Source organism: Arthrobacter sp. NPDC092385, from assembly GCF_044755105.1.
In the GTDB taxonomy this organism is placed as follows: Bacteria; Actinomycetota; Actinomycetes; order Actinomycetales; family Micrococcaceae; genus Arthrobacter_D.
This window is the reverse complement of record NZ_JBIVQL010000004.1, coordinates 77,377-93,420: the sequence shown is the minus strand read 5'-3', so window position 1 is coordinate 93,420 and position 16,044 is coordinate 77,377. Positions and strand designations below refer to the sequence as shown.

Genomic DNA, 16,044 nt, shown 5'->3' with positions numbered 1-16,044 from the left:
CTACCGTAAGCAGCGTTTCTTCGATTGAATGGGCCGATGACATTTGTCGAGATTCGTCGTGCCACCGACGCTGACCTGCCGGACCTGGCCTCCGTGCATGTCCGAGCCTGGCAGTGGGCCTATCGGGGGCTGATGGATGACGCGTACCTTGATGCACTGGACATTCAACGCCGGACAGATGGCTGGAACAGGATGATCCTGGATCGAGGCGCGCCGCGGCCGCACATCGCCGTCGTCAACGGGGAGTTGGTTGGCTTTATCCACGCGGATCGCAGCGATGACGTGGATGCAGGATCGCAAGCCGGAAGAGTCACCGCCCTGTACCTGCTCGAGGAACACGCAGGTACAGGTCTCGGATACCGGTTATGGGAAGGGGCGCTGGACCAGCTGCGCGGGCACGGATTTAGCGAACTCTCCGTGTGGGTGCTTGAAGGAAACCAGCGCGGTCTGCTGTTCTACGAACGAATGGGCCTGGCATGGGACGGAACCACCGCGGAGGAGACCATCGGCGTGACAGTGCTGTCCGAAATGCGTTACAGCATGGCACTGAACCCCTGACTGCAGGACCAGGGTCGGACTATCGGACCCGGGATCGCCCGCTGTAACTCGCGGAACGCCACCACACCGGACGTTACGGTGGGAGACATGACAGATACACCGGCCCAGCGTGTTGTCTTCCATGGCGTGACCGGTAGCGGGAAGACCTCGGCTGCGCATTCCTACGCAAGAACTACTGGTGTGCCGAAGTTTTCAGCTGATGAGGACCTGGGCTGGCTCCCGGGATGGACGAGCCGGCCGATCGAGGACCAATATCGGATTGCGGCCAGCATCGCGGCTCAGGAGCGATGGGTCCTTGATAGCGCGTATTCATCCTGGCGGGACATCATCCTCGACCGGGCTGAGCTCATCGTGTTCCTCGACTATCCGCGATGGTTCTCCCTTGGCCGCCTCATCCGACGCACCGTCAGCCGCATCGTGACCAGGCAGCGCATCTGCAATGGCAACATAGAGACCCTCCGCCGGGCTCTCGCCAGGGACTCCATCATCGCCTGGCACTTTAGGACCTTCACCCGTAAGCGGGAAGCCATCGCGAAGATCATCGCCGACCCCTCGATGCCTCCTGTCCTGACCTTTCAACGCCCACGCGACCTCGACGCATGGATCGCAGCCGGAGCACGGCATTCAGGAACCTGACCCACGGATCTTCGACCTCGCACTGCACGATCCGCGTCGCCCCGGAGTAGGGATGGTTGCCGCGCTCAGTGAGCCACGGAGACGGGATCCTTCTCCCTTGAGGCCTGCTCGCTTGTTTGGCCGTGACGGATAACAAGCGAGGCTGTGATCAGTGCCGCGGAGAGCAACACACACGGAACCAGTAGAAACAGATAGAACAGCGATACCAGCACGGCAACTGGTGCTGTTTCCCAGACCGCGGGAAGTGATACGAAGTTCAGACTGTCACCAATGCCGAAAGTTCGCGTTGATTGGGACTGCCCCTGGACGAACGGTCGTCGGTATCGACCCGGCAGCCGCAATGCTAGCGCGCGCCTCTTCTCGACCAGCAGGCGACTCTGTTGAATGGCGATTGGGTATGGTGGGTCCCCGGGTAGGAGTCCAGTGTCTGTGTGAGTTTCGTGTCCGAGAATGGACACAGGAGGAGATTCACGAATCATGGCACGCAGACACACCCCCGAGCAGGTCATCGCCAAGGTCCGGCAGGGCCAGAAGATGCTCAACGACGGACACCCGATGGTCGAGGTCGTCAAGGAGCTCCAGGTCACCGAGGCGACCTGGTACCGGTGGCTGAACCAGTACGGTTCTGAGAAGAACGCCGAAGCGGCCAAGCGGACCAGGGAGCTGGAGAAGGAGAACGCCCGGCTCAAGCGGCTGCTCGCGGAGAAGGAACTGGCCATCGACATCCTGAGTGAGGTGGCCAAGGGAAAATTCTGAGCCCCGGACCCCGCCGCCGTGCCGTGCGCATGGCGGTGGAGAAGTTCGGGGCATCCGAACGCTTCGCCTGTACGGTGCTGGGGCAGAACCGGTCCGCGTTCCGCAAGAAGAAGCCCGATATGGGCTTCGCGGAAGCGCAACTCCGGGAAGCCCTGCGCGTCATCGCGGTGACGCACCCGGCCTGGGGCTGGCGGAAGGCCCGCTGGCACCTCCTGGCCCAGCCCGCATGGGCGGGCGTGGCTCTGAACCGGAAGCGGATTCGCCGGCTCTGGCGCGACGAAGGCCTGGTCTGTAAACCCAGGGCACGGAAGAAGCGCCGCACCGGGCCCGGCGCCGGGGAGCAGAAGCGCCTGACGGCCGAGTACCCGATGCATGTGGTCAGCTTCGATTTCCAGTCCGACGTGACTTCCTGCGGGCGCCACGTCAGGTTCTTCAACGTCATGGACGAATACACGCGCACGGCGCTGGCGATCATCCCGCGCCGGTCGTTCAAAGCCTCGGACGTGGTCGCGGTCCTGGAGAACGTCATCGCCGAAACCGGTACCGCACCGACCTACGTCAGGTGTGACAACGGCCCCGAATTCACCGCCGCGGCCCTGGTCCAGTGGTGCGAAACCGCCGGGGTCGATACCGCGTTCATCGACCCGGGATCGCCCTGGCAGAACGGCTTCATCGAATCCTTCAACGCCCAATTCCGGAGGGAACACCTCTCCGGAGAGATCATCGACACCATGGCCGAAGCCAAGTACCTGGCTGAGGAATGGAAGGACATCTACAATCATGAACGTCCCCACGGATCCCTGCACGGCATGACGCCGAAACGCTACTGGGAACACTGGACGCAACAAAACCAATTAGCTATCGCATAGACGCTGGACTGCTACCGGGGGCCCAACCAGTTACATCTTCTCGCGGACGAGCGTCGCAAGACATTGGTTTCGGACACGGCCTATAGAACACGGCACCCGTGCTCGTGCTCGACCTTGAAGCCCGTTCATCGGTCGGTTGTTTCCGTACACGTCACGCGGCGACTTCAGTTCATCAAGGACACCTCGGCCCCTTCGCCGGCGGCGGGTGCGCGGCGGGAGATCTGACTGCTCCTATTGCTTGCTGTCGGCGCGCCCGATCGAATTGGTGCTGTCGCTGAATGCGGATCGGGCAGCGGGCCAGCTGTTCGCGTCCACCTGGAGAGCGGTACGGAGGTAAGCGGTGCTCATCCGCTGGACGACGGCGACCCGTTCCGGGTTCTCGTCGGTTGTTTCGGCGACCTCGTGTCCGACGATGCCGCCGAGCGCGTGCTCGGCCCCGTGGAAGGTCAGGAGATCGGTCGCGCCCGGGCTGAACGTGTAGGCGTCGGTGAACCAGTCCGGCCCACGGCTGGACATCTTCGACTGGTCGCGATCACCGGCGATGACGAGGGTCGGCGTGGTCAGCTCGTGGAACGAGGGGCGCATGAAGGGGAAATTGGCCTGGGCGAATGGATGCAGGTCGTCACCGCCGATCCCGGTTGCTGCGAGGAGGATTCCCGCGGTGACGCGGCTGTCGGACATGTCCTCGCCGACCTGGCCCGCTTCATCGAGGATCCGCGCTCCGAGGAGCGCCTGCGCCGTCTGGCCACCCCAGGAATGGCCTGTTGCGGCAACGCGACTGCGGTCGACGCGGCCGACAAGTCCGGGGACGGCGGCCTCGATGCTGTCCAGCTGGTCGAGGATGCGTGTGAGATCCGCGATCCGCTCGGTCCAGATCGTCGGGAACACCGGGTGGTCGAACCCGAAGCCGTTCCGGCGCGAGTCCAGGTGCGTAGGTTGGATCACGACGAACCCGCGGGAGGCCCAGAACGCCGTGAGCGGCGCGTACCCGTCGAGGTTCCATCCGTTGCCATGGGAGAACATGACGACAGGAAGGTTCCTGCCGGTCACAGGGGCGGACACCCGCACCTCCAGGGGAACGGCACGGCCGGGAGCGGACAGCTGGACAGGGGCGACCGAGATCACCGAAGCGCCGGTATCGATGATGCCGTCCAGTGCGGCGATGAGTGATGAGGTCATGGTGAGTTCCTTTCGAAGGGCTGCGCTCTGCGATACTACTATCGGAGCAGCATTCCGTAATATTACGGAACGTGGCTCCGTAATTCGAGCAGATGAGATCGACTCATTGAGGACGGGCACATGGCTGACACCCACAGCGAGCAAGTACGCGTTCCGCAGTCCAGGAACGTGGGCCGCCCGCGTCAAAGCGAGCAGGCCCTCCTTGACGCAGCGGCAGCGGTGTTCGTGACGTCCGGAGTCGACGCTCCGGTGCGGGAAATCGCAGCGAAAGCCGGCGTCGGCGTGGGAACGATCTACCGACACTTCCCCACGCGTCCGGAGCTTGTGGTCGCGGTATACCGGCACCAGGTCGAGGCGTGCGCAGAAGCCGGCCCACGACTACTCGCGGAGAGCGCGTCGCCCGAGGCGGCCTTACGCGCTTGGGTGGCCTTGTTCGTGGACTTCCTTGTCACCAAGCACGGGCTCGCCGGCGCACTGCAAGGAGACAGCGCCGGTTCCGATGCTCTGCATACCTACTTCGTCGGCCGTCTTGTCCCGGTTTGCGGTTCGCTCCTTGAAGCCGCCCGGGAGCCAGGGGCCGCAGCGACGGAGATCGATGCCTACAACGTGCTCAAAGGCATTGGCAACCTCTGCATCAGTGCCGCAAGCGATGCCCAGTACGAGGCCGCTACTCTTGTGCAACTACTCATATCGGGCGTGCTCGCCCGAGGAGACCGCTGACCCAAACTCATCGCGTCGTCGCGCAGAGCACGACAGGAAGCGCTGCGAAAATCACGCCACTTACTGCTGGGATTCACACAGGGACTGTCCGATAAACGGTGTGTGGGGTCCGGCGATTTTCATCAGTGAGTGGTCTTCTCGAATCGTCCGGCGAAGGTGATCGCGAACGCGTTGAGCGCTGGTTTCCACCTGATCACCCAGCGTGCTCTGCCGCCTGACTGTGGCAGGTTTGAGTGGCCCCGGTAGGACGGTTATTTCTGGCCCCACTTCATGACTCGCCGGGCTCGTATGACGGTTATATGTGGCCCCACCGCCACCGTTGGATCCATCGGTTGATGGGTGCGACGGAGGGCTGGTCTGGATGGAGTCGAGGGTGGAGTTATTCGCGCAGATTCGCAGGGACGCCCGAGTAGAGGGTCTCTCGGTTCGCGCGCTGGCGGCTAGGCATGGAGTGCATCGAAGGACGGTCAGGCAGGCTCTGATCTCTGCCTTACCGCCGGAACGTAAACCCAGGCAGGGAGTGTCCCGACGGCTTGAGCCATTCAAGACCGCGATTGACGCGATGCTGCTCGAGGATACGACGGCGCCGCGGAAGCAACGCCATACTGCCCGCAGGATTCTTGCCCGGCTGATCGACGAGCTCGGAGCGGTGGAGCTGTCGTACTCCACGGTGCGCGACTACGTCCGGGTCCGGCGGGCCCAAATCGATATGGAGGCCGGCCGCCGGGTGGAGGTGTTCGTCCCGCAGGAACACGCGCCGGGTGCGGAGGCCGAGGTGGACTTCGGTGAGGTCTGGGTAGTGCTGAACGGGGTGAAGACGAAGTGTCACATGTTCGTCTACCGGCTCTCCCACTCCGGGAAGGCCATCCACCGGGTCTATCCGACGCAGGCGCAGGAAGCGTTCCTCGAAGGACATATCGAGGCATTCACCGTGCTGGGCGGTATCCCAACCAGACACATCAGGTACGACAACCTCACCAGCGCGGTCACCGCGGTGGTGTTCGGGCAGGGACGGCAACGGGTTGAGAACGACCGGTGGGTGCTGTTCCGCTCCCACTACGGCTTCGACGCGTTCTACTGCCAGCCCGGCATCGACGGGGCCCACGAGAAGGGCGGGGTCGAGGGTGAGGTGGGTTGGTTCCGCCGCAACCGGCTCTCCCCGATGCCCGTCGTCGCGTCCCTGGAGGAGCTCAATGACCGTATTCGGGTCTGGGAAGCCCGGGACGTTTCCCGGCGGATCAACGACAGGATCCGCACGATCGGTCAGGACTTCGCCATCGAGCAGCCGTTCCTGGCACCGCTGCCGGTGGAGGTCTTCGATCCCGGGGTGGTGCTGACGCCCAGGGTTGACCGGTCCTCGATGATCACCGTGCGGATGGTCAAGTACTCGGTCCCGGCACGGTTCATCGGCCGCAAAGTCAGGGTCTCCCTCCGGGCGTCCGAGGTCGTGGTCTTCGACGGACGCACTGTGGTGGCCCGGCATCAGCGGATCATCATCAAGCACGGCCAGTCCGTGCAGCTCGATCACTACCTCGAGGTCCTGAAGACAAAACCCGGCGCCCTACCCGGCTCGACCGCTTTGGCTCGGGCCCGAGATGCCGGAACGTTCACCAGCGCCCATGAAGCGTTCTGGGCGGCGTCCCGCCGGGTTAACGGTGACGCGGACGGGACCCGGGAGCTCATCGACGTACTGCTGCTCCACCGCTCCCTTGACGCCGACAGCATCAAAGCTGGCATCAGTGCTGCTCTCGGGGTTGGCGCGGTGAGCGCTGACGTCGTTGCGGTCGAAGCCCGACGCCACGCCGCAGCGGCTGAGGGTGGGTCCGATTCGGGCCGTCATTCCGGTGCCCATCGTGTTGCTCATCGAGCCGAGGAAGTGCAACGCGTTGTCAGCCTGACTCAGCGCAGGTTGATGGAACCGGCGGCGGTCATCGCTGGTCTTCCGGCGGATACCCGGCCCATCCCGTCGGTCGGCGTGTATGACGAGCTGCTGGCTAAACGTCCGCAGCCAAGCCCAACCGCTCTCTCAAGGACAGCGTCAAAGGAGAACATCTCATGACCCCCACAACCACCACGACGGTCACTCCGACCTTGCGCCGGCGTCGCGGGCTCACCGAGCAGGCCGCGGTCGCGGCCGTGGACCAGGCCTGCCGCCGGCTGCGCCTGCCCACGATCCGGGCGGTCCTTGATGAAGCGCTCACCGTCGCCGGGAAGGAGCAGCTGTCCTATCAGGGCTTCCTGGCCGAGCTGTTGCTGGCCGAGTGCGATGACCGGGACCGCAGATCCTCCCTGCGCCGGGTTAAGGCCGCGAACTTCCCCCGAAACAAGTGGCTCGGGGATTTCGACTTCGACGCCAACCCGAATATCAACCCGGCCACCATCCACACCCTCGCGACCGGGGACTGGATCCGGAAAAGCCGGCCGCTGTGTCTGATCGGGGACTCCGGCACCGGCAAGTCACACCTGCTCATCGGCCTGGCCACCGCGGCCGCGGAGAAGGGGTACCGGGTCAGATACACGCTTGCCACCAGGCTCGTGAATGAACTCGTGGAAGCCGCCGACGAGAAGATGCTCGCCAAGACCATTGCTCGCTACGGCCGGGTTGATCTGCTCTGCATCGACGAACTCGGCTATATGGAACTCGACCGCCGCGGCGCCGAACTGCTGTTTCAGGTCCTCACCGAACGGGAAGAGAAGAACTCGATCGCGATCGCCAGTAACGAATCTTTCTCCGGCTGGACGAAAACCTTCACCGACCCACGGCTCTGCGCCGCCATCGTCGATAGGCTCACCTTCAACGGGACGATCATCGAGACCGGCACTGACTCCTACCGACTCGCCCACACCCTCGCCCACCAGGACGTCGGCTAGGTCACCCTGCTTGACCCATGAACATCCCCCTCTGGACATGAAAGGTGATGGATTTTGGCAGGTTTGTAGTATCGGAATACGCGCACATCGTGGTGCAGTTTGATCGAGAGACGAGGCTTAGTGGACTACGTTGCCCTTTGGTACAACAAGAACAGGGGGTGGCCCTGGCCTGGAGCGTCGCTTGGGCTCGATCCGATGTACGGGCCAGACGGCTGGTGCCACACCTGCGCCATCCCGAAGCATGAGCAGACAGGGTCGCTCGTCTTGGAGAAGAAGGGTCTTACCGACGCGAAGGGAGCATGGATTCCTCATGACCATGACGACATCATTTGTGCCGATGCCCCCTTAGCCCGAGAGATTGCCTCGACCTTCGATATTGAGCTCAGGGAGATTGCCTGGCCCAGGACAATCCACACCCACGCCTTCCAGTTGCAGATCCCCGTCGGTACCACGCCCTGGTTCGACCCACGTGAGCTCGAGGCAGCAACAACTGCGACTCACGGCCGTGCGGGCAGTACCTGCGAAGAGTGCGGAACTTGGCGGTGGCTGGGACTGGGCTTCGATCATGTTCCACCCTTGGTAGGCGGCGCGCTCGACGGTGCAGGCGCGATCATCGCCAGTCCTGAATGGTTTGGGAGCGGGCGCCACGCGTATCGCGAGGTGCGCCTTGTCCAGGACCTTGCTGACCTCCTCGCTGCTAGAAGCCCTCAGGACTTCAAGCTTCCGCGGCAGGCCACGGCAGGCAACGTAAATTAGCAACCTGTTCATCCGCGGAGGGATCTTCAACGGTTATCAACCGCCTCAAACAATCGAGTCACGGGTGGGGCCAGAGATAACCGTCCTACCGGGGCCACATTGGCTTGACACACTCAGCCGCCGCCGGTCGGATCAAGAGACCGGGTCACGAGATAGAGACACTTGAGCGCCGCGGTCTCGATGGGGAAGTGGCCGCGCGCTCTGACGGCTCGGCGGTAGCGGGCGTTGATCGACTCGATCGCGTTCGTCGTGCAGATGACTCGTCGGATCTCCACGTCGTACTCGAGGAACGGTACGAACTCCGCCCACGAGCTCTCCCAGAGCTTCACGATTGCCGGATACCGCTGGCCCCACTCGGCGGCGAACTCGGCGAACCTGTCCTTCGCCGCGGCCTCGCTCGGGGCCGTGTAGACGGGCTTGAGGGCCTTCACGATCCCGTCGCGGTGCTGGCGGCCGGCGTAACGGAACGAGTTGCGGATCAGGTGCACGATGCACTGCTGCACGACTGCCCGCTCCCAGGTGGTCGTGATCGCTTCCGGCAGGCCCTTGAGACCGTCGCAGACGGCGATGAGCACGTCCTGGACGCCGCGGTTCTTCAACTCGGAGAAGACTTGCAGCCAGAACCTGGCACCCTCGCCTCCGTCGCCGGCCCAGATACCGAGGATCTCCCGTTCCCCGTTCGTGGTGACGCCCAGGACGACGTAGAACGGGGTGTTACGCACTTGCCCGTCACGGACCTTGACCACAATCGCATCGACGAAGAGCACCGGGTAGAGCGGGTCCAGCGGACGGGAGGACCACTCCGCCAGCTCGCCGGCCACCTTCTCCGTGATCTTCGAGATGGTGTCCTTGGAAACCCTGGCCCCGTAGACCTCCTCGAAGTGCGCTGCGATTTCCCCGGTGGTCAGCCCCCGGGCGGAGAGGGAGAGCACGATCTGATCGATCCCGTCCAGACGTCGCTTCCGCTTGGGCACGATCACCGGCTCGAAGGAACCATCCCGATCTCGGGGCACCTCGATCTCGACCGGACCGATCTCGGTCAGCACCGTCTTCACCCGCGTGCCGTTGCGCATGTTCTCCGCGATCGGCGTCTGCCCGTGCTCATGCCCGAGGTGCTCGGTCAGCTCCGCTTCCAAGGCGGTCTCGAGGACGTTTTTCGTGAGCTGATTCAGCAGCCCGCCGGGGCCAACCAAGCTCACGCCCTGCTCCTTGGCTTGAGCGAGCAGCCGTTCGGCGAGGTCCTTTTGATCGATGATCTCTCCCGTCACAGGATCGATCATCGCCTCTGATACTTCGGTCGTGAAGTCGTTCACGGCCATCTCCTCTCGGATCAGGCCGAACCTCACACACCGTTTTTCTTACAGTCCCATTGCCGGCTGATGCCCGCGGCTCGGCCTATGTCGGTCCAGGAGGCGCCAGCCGCTCTCGCGGCCGCCACAGTCTTATCCAGCCGGGCCCCGGCTTGCTTGTGATCCCGCGCTGCTGCTTCCACGCCGATGACCGCTTCCGAGGGGGCGATGTGGGCCTTCCACTCCTCGTGGATGGCGTCCTCGACCTGTGAGGAAGCCTCCGCGTAGTCCTCCGGAGCGACATAGTCACGGCGTTGGTCAAGGTCCGCTGCGGCCGAAGCTTGAACCCATTCCCACAGTTCGCCCCACCACCCGCATTCACAGACTCCGCGCCAGCCGATGATGTCCCTGTCTGGGACGATCTAACAGCCATCCTCTAGCGGTCATTCGGCGAGGTAGCGCCCTGCGCGCGAAGCATCGGATCAGTCGTGGGTGCTTGGCCTGCGAGGTGGTACCTCCGGATAGCGACTATCAGGAAGATGGTGCTGAGTATTGGCAAAAGCGGGAACACGAAGCGATCGCTCCAGATAACGAGCCAGCCGAAGAAGCCCCAGAACAGGACTGTGGAGACGCCGAACCCGATCAGCGAACGTCGTGTAGGGATCTGGGGAAGGGGTTCAAGCCCCTGTCGTCGCAGGTCCGTGAGTTCCCTGGCTGCAGCGACAGAGAGTGGAATGAAGACTGCAAGGAAGAGGGCGATGCTCAGCAGCTCGCTGCAAGTACGTGAAATTCCGAGTGCTTCTGCGATTACAAGGATGAGCGTCCGAACCACTAGCGCCCAGACCACTATCGCAATGATCAACCGTCGACGAGCTGGATGCATCGATTTCTTTCGGGACTCAGCCATGGACCTAGCAAACCATCCTCGAGCGGGCGTCTCTGACCCTGCGGTGAAGTATGTGCCTGACTCCGAGCGAAGCCGGTTCTAGGATCACGGAATGAACCCCTTCGACGTCACGGTCGAGCATGAAGTGTTCCGGATCAGCGAGCGACGCCAGCCCAACGGAGCCCTGTCCTACGACTTCCTGTGGATCAACGGACCAGCCGACGGGACCTACGGCTTCACTGTTGGACGGTCCAGGCCATGCACGAAACGAATCATCCCGGACGATGCGGCCAATATGACGCAGGAGGAGTTGGTGGCAGAGGTCAGAGGGTTCGTCGAGCACGTGTACGAGCCAGGAGGCATTGGTGAGACTTGGCCTGAACATGTTCCTGCACGTGATCGCGTGTAGCCGCTAGAGGATCCCTACCCGGTCACTGCGGGGCGAGCCATGTCTAGGACGTCCCACTGTTCTTCGTCGACGGTGGTTTGGAAGACAACCCCGGTCTTACTGAATCCAAGACTCTCGTACAGCTTGAGCGCTGCGGTGTTGTGAGCGTAGACCCCCAACTTCATGACGGGGAGAGTCGATGCTTGGAAGCCGTCGCATACAACCGCATCGACGAACTCACGTCCTACTCCACGTCCTCGGTATTCCGGATTTACGATGATGAACCCGACACGCATCAGATCCGCGTCGTTGTCTATCAGGAGGGATGCATGTCCCACGAGCTCCTGCGATTCGGTGTCAATGGCGGACCAGTAAGTTCTGTTTGGGTTGTGGAAGTAGCGTTCGAGTTGGGCGTACTCGAGCGGCCACGTGAAGGTTGGGCCCGACCACATGACCATCTCTTGGTTGTTTTTCACCCAGCCGAGAATGGTTTGCAGGTCATTCGCTGTCGTCGAGCGTAGTTCCATTAGGCCACTATATGAAACGTCGTCCGATGAGCGGGAAAGCTCGCTCCTGAGGATCCCGCGATAGACGGTCATCGTCCGCTGGAGGATCCTGCTGCGGGCGTTGTGGCGCTATTCCGTGAGCCATGAACCAAGCCGCCTGGCCTGCTCTTCGGTCAACCAAAAGTCGACGGACTGTTGACCCTCTCGTGTCTCGAGGCCCAAAGAAATGGAAAAGCCAATCTCGCTGCCGATTGTGGGGCTGACGCCCATCTCACGAACTCGTGGTTCGGACGAGAGATCGTTCCCTATCATGATCGTTACGTCAACTGAACCCTTCGCTGCACGAAGCTCTCCCGTCGGAGTACCCGGATTGGCAAGCCAGCGTGCACCGGCATCGAGGCTCGCTTTATGTGCCCCGCAGACGGGCACTGCGCGTTCGGAGTAGGGCGCCAAAGCGAAGGAAGCCGATGCAGCCTCGAGGCAACGAAGGACGGAGCACGCAGTCATGCCCGCGATCGTACACGGAGGGGGAATTGGAAATTCGGGCTCCATTCAGAGTCGTGAGGACGTTCCTTATCAGGATCGGCCTACGCCCGTGCAGGCGACCTTGAGAATCTGTGCTGACGAGCGTGAGAACCGACACTCTTCAACTGCCGTCAGCTCGCGGAGTGGACGTTTAGCCGGGACGATAAGAACGGGCGCCTGGGCACGTGATCTGCAACACTGATCGGGTGAAGATCGGATACGCGCGTGTCTCGACCACCGGCCAGGACCTCACCGCCCAACGAGACTGCCTAATGGCTCTTGGAGTCGATGCGGAAAACATTCACGTCGACCACGGCTTCACCGGCACGAACCGAACTCGACCCGGCTTACGTGAAGCGTTGGCTGCCTGCCGCAGGGGCGACACCCTGGTCGTGACGAAACTCGACCGGCTCGCGCGCTCAGTGCTCGATGCCCGTGGCATAGCCGATGAACTCACACGCAAGGGCGTCGCCCTGAGTCTCGGCGGCAGCATCTATGACCCGACAGATCCGATCGGTCGGCTCTTGTTCAACGTCCTGGGTATCGTGGCGGAGTTCGAGTCCGACCTGATCCGTGCCCGGACCCGCGAAGGTATGGCTGTCGCCAGAGCCAAGGGTCGGCTCCGCGGCAAGCAACCCAAACTCTCTGACCATCAACGCAAGCACCTGCTCGGCCTCGTTGACGCCGGCGAATACACGCGAGGCGAAATGGCCGAACTCCTGGGCGTCTCCCGGACAACCGTTTACCGCGAGATCCAACGCCGAGCCCGACTTACGCCTCCGTAACCCTCGGCGTGTGTCCCGATAACCTGAAGGTTCTCAAGACGCCAGAGATGGTTGGGCGCTGAGCATCGACTCACCCGAGGTCACAGGAGCATTTCTGCCTCGAAGAGTTGTCTCGCTACTACGAGCAGCGGAACGGGAGGCGAAGCACTAGCTCCGCCTCCCGTATCAGCGCTGACTTGTTGATTTCTTCTTGTCGTGCTACTGGGGTTTGCCGTTGCCTGGTCGCACGGTGATCTCGGCGGTAGTGGTGGTTTCGAGTCCGGCGTGGTTGATAGCGGTGACGCTGAGTTCGTAGCTGCCTTTGAGTCCTTCGATGGGGAGCTCATAGCGGCCGTCGGTCCCGGTGAGCTCGTGTCCGTTGAAGGTGACGGTGAGTGAGCGGATCCCCGACTCAGCATCTTCTGCCCGGATTTCGGCTGTGAGGCCGCGCTTTGCACCCACCTTGGTGTCCTTGAGCCCTGTCACCACTGGTGCTGTCTCGTCAAGCGCTGGGGCGTTGACGTAGGCGATGCTCGACGCCGGGGGTGTGGTCATTCCCTCGCCGAGGAAGAAGCTCGTGTGAGGGGGCTGGTTGTAGGCGGTGTTCTGCCATGCGACACCGAGCCGATACACGGGATCGTGCATCAGGGTGCGGATGCGGTGCTCGGTGACATCGGTGGTGGTGAAGATCTTCAGGGACGAGTGGTCGGCGCTGCGGTAAACGAGTTCCTCGCGCCAGTCGCCGAACAGGTCGGCCTGCAGTGCCGGGTTGCCCTTGGTGCCGTTGCCGGTGAGGGCGCCGTCGAGGGTGAGTAGCCGATCTTCTGTCTTCGACTCCCAGTTCCACTTCGAGACGGTCGGCGTCGCACCAGAGGCGAGCTCCAGTGGATCGGTGTAGTCGTGGTCGGTGATCTCGCGCAGCAGGTCCCCGTCCCACCAGGTGAGGAAGTTCGCCGCGGGGATGCTCGTTCCGAGGTCAGTGCCATCGGCTGCCCGGAGTGATCCGACCTTCGAGTAGAACTTGTAGGTGCCTCCGATCGCCCACGCCTCATTGCCCTCGTGGGTTGGGTCGATGTCCCCTGCAGCTCCACGACCGGTGTCACGCGTGCCGGGGATGGACCAGAGGACCTCTCCGGTCGCTGCGTCGCGCATCGTTGCGGCACGCTGACCGCTGCTCGTCATGCTCTCATGCACCGAGTAGACCTCGAGCCCGTCACGGGAGGGGATGTGGTCAGTGACGTGCATCGCGTCGCCGTGGCCGAGGCCGGTGGTGTAGAGCGGGGTTCCGTCACTGTCGATGGTCATCGACCCGAAGACGATCTCGTCGGCGCCGTCCGCGTCGACGTCCGCGATGGAGAGGTTGTGGTTGCCCTGCCCGGCGAACTGGTTTCCGGCCGTGGTCGAATCGAATGCCCAGCGCTCCTGAATCTTGCCGTCCACGAAGTCGAAGGCGGCGATGGAGGTCCTGGCGTAGTACCCGCGGCTGAAGATCATGCTCGGAGTCTCACCGTCGAGGTAGGCGGTGCCGGCCAGGAAGCGGTCCATCCGGTTGCCGCTGGTGTCACCCCATGATGCGAGCTCTCCGCGCGCCGGTACGTAGTCGATGCTGTCGAGGGCCGCACCAGTAGTGCCCTCAAAGACGGTCAGATATTCCGGCCCGGCGAGGATGCGGCCGCTCGTGTTGCGGTAGTCCGCTGCGGCGTCGCCGATCACTACGCCGGCGCCATCGACCGTGGCGTCGGCGGTCTTCATTGCGACTTCGGCCCGACCGTTACCGTCGTAGTCGAACACCTGGAACTGGGTGTAGTGCGCTCCGGCACGTATGTTGCGACCGAGGTCGATCTGCCACAGCCGTGTGCCGTCGAGCTTGTAGGCGTCGAGGTAGACGTTGCCCGTGTAACCCAAGCGTGAGTTGTCCTTCGCGTTTGTCGGATTCCACTTGAGGATTATCTCGTACTCGCCGTCGCCGTCGAGGTCTCCGACCGATGCGTCGTTGGCCTCGTACTCATAGGCCTCGCCCGTCGGCGTCGTGCCGCCAGCCGGTCTCTGCAGTGGGATATCCAGGGACTGATCCCCCCACGGTATGAACTCGTCGGTGACCGTCACTTCGCGTTGGTCGATCAGGGCGGTCACGCGGTAGACCGAAGCACTTGTCCCCTCCGCGTCGAGCAGGTTCGTACTGCCGGTGATCGGGGTATCAGTGATGCGAACACCGTCGCGGTAGACGTGGAAGCCGATCGAATCTGCGTCGAGGCCGAGCACGCGCCAACCGACATAGACTCCCCCTTCGGTCGTCACAGCGACCGGGGCCCGGTCCAGGTATTCAACCTGCCGGACCGGCGTGTTCTCGGGTGCCGCAGATGCTGGCATGCTCACGAGAGTTGCCGCAGCGACGGCTGCCACTGCCGCCACTCCCAGTGCTCGTCGTGACCTTCGTGGATGAACGAACGAAACCATAACCATCTCCCTTGATGTCCTGGTGCAGAATCAAGTCAGGCGCCCCCCATGGGAAACCGCTTTCCTTAGTAACTTCATCGTGCTTTCCCTGCGATCGGTTGTCAAGAGCAACAGATACATCAACGCACTCGGGCCTCAACAATTTCAGGGGCTCGACCGGATGGAAGCTGCGCATGACCGCTGTCGAAGACCAGGCATGGCTCTGCCCAGCCTCGCGTCCTCCCGCTGAAGGATGCGCTTGCGCAGCGCTGATCGTTCGCATCGGGCAATAGGAACGCGAGCCGCTGCGCCGGAGACCACACGTACGTGTCATCGCAGCCATATCCCCTCAGCCAAGCCTGCCCGTCCAGAACACGCAGGTAGAACCCCTTGGGATACTCCACGTCCTCGCTGACGGGTTCGGATCCGATATGGACCGCTCCGCTCGGGCCACGGCCCGCGGAAAGGACCGAGTCCGGTGCGTTCATCTGGTCCATCATCGCCAACCGGAGGTAGGGGCCGGTCACCAGGGGACAGAGTTCAAGGCCCTGCTCTTGTGCGGCCGCGAAGACTCGGGACTGAACGGCACCCTGCTCGAAGCCAAGTTGCGCTACGGTCCGCTCCACGATTCGTAGTGGTCGACCCACCGGGTCATCGAACGCGGAGTGAGCGATCAGCGTCTCGGCGTGGGCATTGAGCTGGACGCTTGCATCCCGCAATGCTTCGACGAGCTCAGTCCGCGACCGCCCGCCCACACGGACCACGAGACCCTCACTCCTGGCTGCTTCCGTCATGAAGCCATACTCCGCCACGGCTAGCTAGCCGACGAATCGCCATGATGATCAGGGCGGTGCTCGATGGTTACGGATCGCGCCAGTCAGCCGACCTGCTATCGGTAGATCGAG

Annotated in this window: 14 protein-coding genes and 1 pseudogene; 9 read left to right on the top strand and 6 right to left on the bottom strand. The window is 62.9% G+C overall.

What is annotated here, in order from left to right; genetic code table 11:
* Positions 1-36 precede the first annotated feature (36 nt).
* The 3 genes from ACIQCY_RS06760 to ACIQCY_RS06750 all read left to right on the top strand — a co-directional run bounded on the left by ACIQCY_RS06760 (position 37) and on the right by ACIQCY_RS06750 (position 2,819).
* Positions 37-558, top strand: coding sequence for a GNAT family N-acetyltransferase (locus ACIQCY_RS06760; RefSeq protein WP_400483132.1), 522 nt, complete (start codon positions 37-39; stop codon positions 556-558).
* Positions 559-645: 87 nt separating this feature from the next.
* A complete protein-coding gene (locus ACIQCY_RS06755; protein WP_400483131.1) occupies positions 646-1,194 on the top strand; it encodes an adenylate kinase in 549 nt (182 codons plus the stop codon).
* Between the two features lie 477 nt (positions 1,195-1,671).
* A protein-coding gene (locus ACIQCY_RS06750) for an IS3 family transposase (protein ID WP_400483130.1) occupies positions 1,672-2,819 on the top strand; the annotation gives its coding sequence in 2 pieces (ribosomal slippage) (positions 1,672-1,945 and positions 1,945-2,819; 1,149 coding nt in all).
* Positions 2,820-3,050: 231 nt separating this feature from the next.
* Here the strand turns inward: ACIQCY_RS06750 and ACIQCY_RS06745 are convergent.
* Positions 3,051-3,998, bottom strand: coding sequence for an alpha/beta hydrolase family protein (locus ACIQCY_RS06745; protein WP_400483129.1), 948 nt, complete (start codon positions 3,996-3,998; stop codon positions 3,051-3,053).
* A gap of 120 nt (positions 3,999-4,118) precedes the next feature.
* Between ACIQCY_RS06745 and ACIQCY_RS06740 the strand changes: the two genes are divergently transcribed.
* From ACIQCY_RS06740 to ACIQCY_RS06725, 4 genes are all read left to right on the top strand, one after another.
* Positions 4,119-4,718, top strand: a complete 600-nt coding sequence (locus ACIQCY_RS06740) for a TetR/AcrR family transcriptional regulator (protein WP_400483128.1) — start codon at positions 4,119-4,121, stop codon at positions 4,716-4,718.
* 361 nt (positions 4,719-5,079) lie between these two features.
* Entirely contained in the window at positions 5,080-6,777 is a 1,698-nt protein-coding gene (gene istA, locus ACIQCY_RS06735; protein WP_400483127.1) for an IS21 family transposase, read from the top strand.
* Entirely contained in the window at positions 6,774-7,589 is an 816-nt protein-coding gene (istB, locus tag ACIQCY_RS06730) for an IS21-like element helper ATPase IstB (protein WP_400483126.1), read from the top strand. Before istA ends, istB begins: the two co-directional genes overlap by 4 nt.
* A gap of 264 nt (positions 7,590-7,853) precedes the next feature.
* Positions 7,854-8,345, top strand: a complete 492-nt coding sequence (locus ACIQCY_RS06725) for a hypothetical protein (protein WP_400483125.1) — start codon at positions 7,854-7,856, stop codon at positions 8,343-8,345.
* A gap of 116 nt (positions 8,346-8,461) precedes the next feature.
* On the opposite strand, the pseudogene ACIQCY_RS06720 reads toward ACIQCY_RS06725, so the two are convergent.
* Both ACIQCY_RS06720 and ACIQCY_RS06715 read right to left on the bottom strand, forming a co-directional pair.
* Positions 8,462-9,625 (bottom strand): annotated as a pseudogene (locus tag ACIQCY_RS06720) (IS256 family transposase); the annotation flags it as partial.
* A gap of 445 nt (positions 9,626-10,070) precedes the next feature.
* Entirely contained in the window at positions 10,071-10,541 is a 471-nt protein-coding gene (locus ACIQCY_RS06715; RefSeq protein ID WP_400483124.1) for a hypothetical protein, read from the bottom strand.
* A gap of 91 nt (positions 10,542-10,632) precedes the next feature.
* On the opposite strand from ACIQCY_RS06715, the gene ACIQCY_RS06710 reads away from it, so the two are divergent.
* A complete protein-coding gene (locus tag ACIQCY_RS06710; protein WP_400483123.1) occupies positions 10,633-10,929 on the top strand; it encodes a hypothetical protein in 297 nt (98 codons plus the stop codon).
* Positions 10,930-10,943: 14 nt separating this feature from the next.
* Here the strand turns inward: ACIQCY_RS06710 and ACIQCY_RS06705 are convergent, their stop codons facing one another.
* Positions 10,944-11,435, bottom strand: coding sequence for a GNAT family N-acetyltransferase (locus ACIQCY_RS06705; RefSeq protein ID WP_400483122.1), 492 nt, complete (start codon positions 11,433-11,435; stop codon positions 10,944-10,946).
* A gap of 710 nt (positions 11,436-12,145) precedes the next feature.
* Here ACIQCY_RS06705 and ACIQCY_RS06700 point away from each other — a divergent pair.
* Positions 12,146-12,724, top strand: a complete 579-nt coding sequence (locus tag ACIQCY_RS06700; protein ID WP_400483121.1) for a recombinase family protein — start codon at positions 12,146-12,148, stop codon at positions 12,722-12,724.
* Between the two features lie 198 nt (positions 12,725-12,922).
* Here ACIQCY_RS06700 and ACIQCY_RS06695 read toward each other — a convergent pair whose 3' ends face one another.
* Positions 12,923-15,073: a rhamnogalacturonan lyase gene (locus tag ACIQCY_RS06695; RefSeq protein ID WP_400483120.1), complete on the bottom strand. Its 2,151-nt coding sequence runs from the start codon at positions 15,071-15,073 to the stop codon at positions 12,923-12,925.
* A gap of 206 nt (positions 15,074-15,279) precedes the next feature.
* Positions 15,280-15,933: a hypothetical protein gene (locus tag ACIQCY_RS06690; RefSeq protein WP_400483119.1), complete on the bottom strand. Its 654-nt coding sequence runs from the start codon at positions 15,931-15,933 to the stop codon at positions 15,280-15,282.
* Positions 15,934-16,044 lie beyond the last annotated feature (111 nt).

Excerpts from the sequence above, each read along its gene's own strand:
- ACIQCY_RS06760 (WP_400483132.1), top strand. The coding sequence starts at position 37 with ATGACATTTGTCGAGATTCGTCGTGCCACCGACGCTGACCTGCCGGAC.
- ACIQCY_RS06755 (WP_400483131.1), top strand. The coding sequence starts at position 646 with ATGACAGATACACCGGCCCAGCGTGTTGTCTTCCATGGCGTGACCGGT.
- ACIQCY_RS06745 (WP_400483129.1), bottom strand. The coding sequence starts at position 3,998 with ATGACCTCATCACTCATCGCCGCACTGGACGGCATCATCGATACCGGC.
- ACIQCY_RS06740 (WP_400483128.1), top strand. The coding sequence starts at position 4,119 with ATGGCTGACACCCACAGCGAGCAAGTACGCGTTCCGCAGTCCAGGAAC.
- istA (WP_400483127.1), top strand. The coding sequence starts at position 5,080 with ATGGAGTCGAGGGTGGAGTTATTCGCGCAGATTCGCAGGGACGCCCGA.
- istB (WP_400483126.1), top strand. The coding sequence starts at position 6,774 with ATGACCCCCACAACCACCACGACGGTCACTCCGACCTTGCGCCGGCGT.
- ACIQCY_RS06715 (WP_400483124.1), bottom strand. The coding sequence starts at position 10,541 with ATGGCTGAGTCCCGAAAGAAATCGATGCATCCAGCTCGTCGACGGTTG.
- ACIQCY_RS06710 (WP_400483123.1), top strand. The coding sequence starts at position 10,633 with ATGAACCCCTTCGACGTCACGGTCGAGCATGAAGTGTTCCGGATCAGC.
- ACIQCY_RS06705 (WP_400483122.1), bottom strand. The coding sequence starts at position 11,435 with ATGGAACTACGCTCGACGACAGCGAATGACCTGCAAACCATTCTCGGC.
- ACIQCY_RS06695 (WP_400483120.1), bottom strand. The coding sequence starts at position 15,073 with ATGCCAGCATCTGCGGCACCCGAGAACACGCCGGTCCGGCAGGTTGAA.
- ACIQCY_RS06690 (WP_400483119.1), bottom strand. The coding sequence starts at position 15,933 with ATGACGGAAGCAGCCAGGAGTGAGGGTCTCGTGGTCCGTGTGGGCGGG.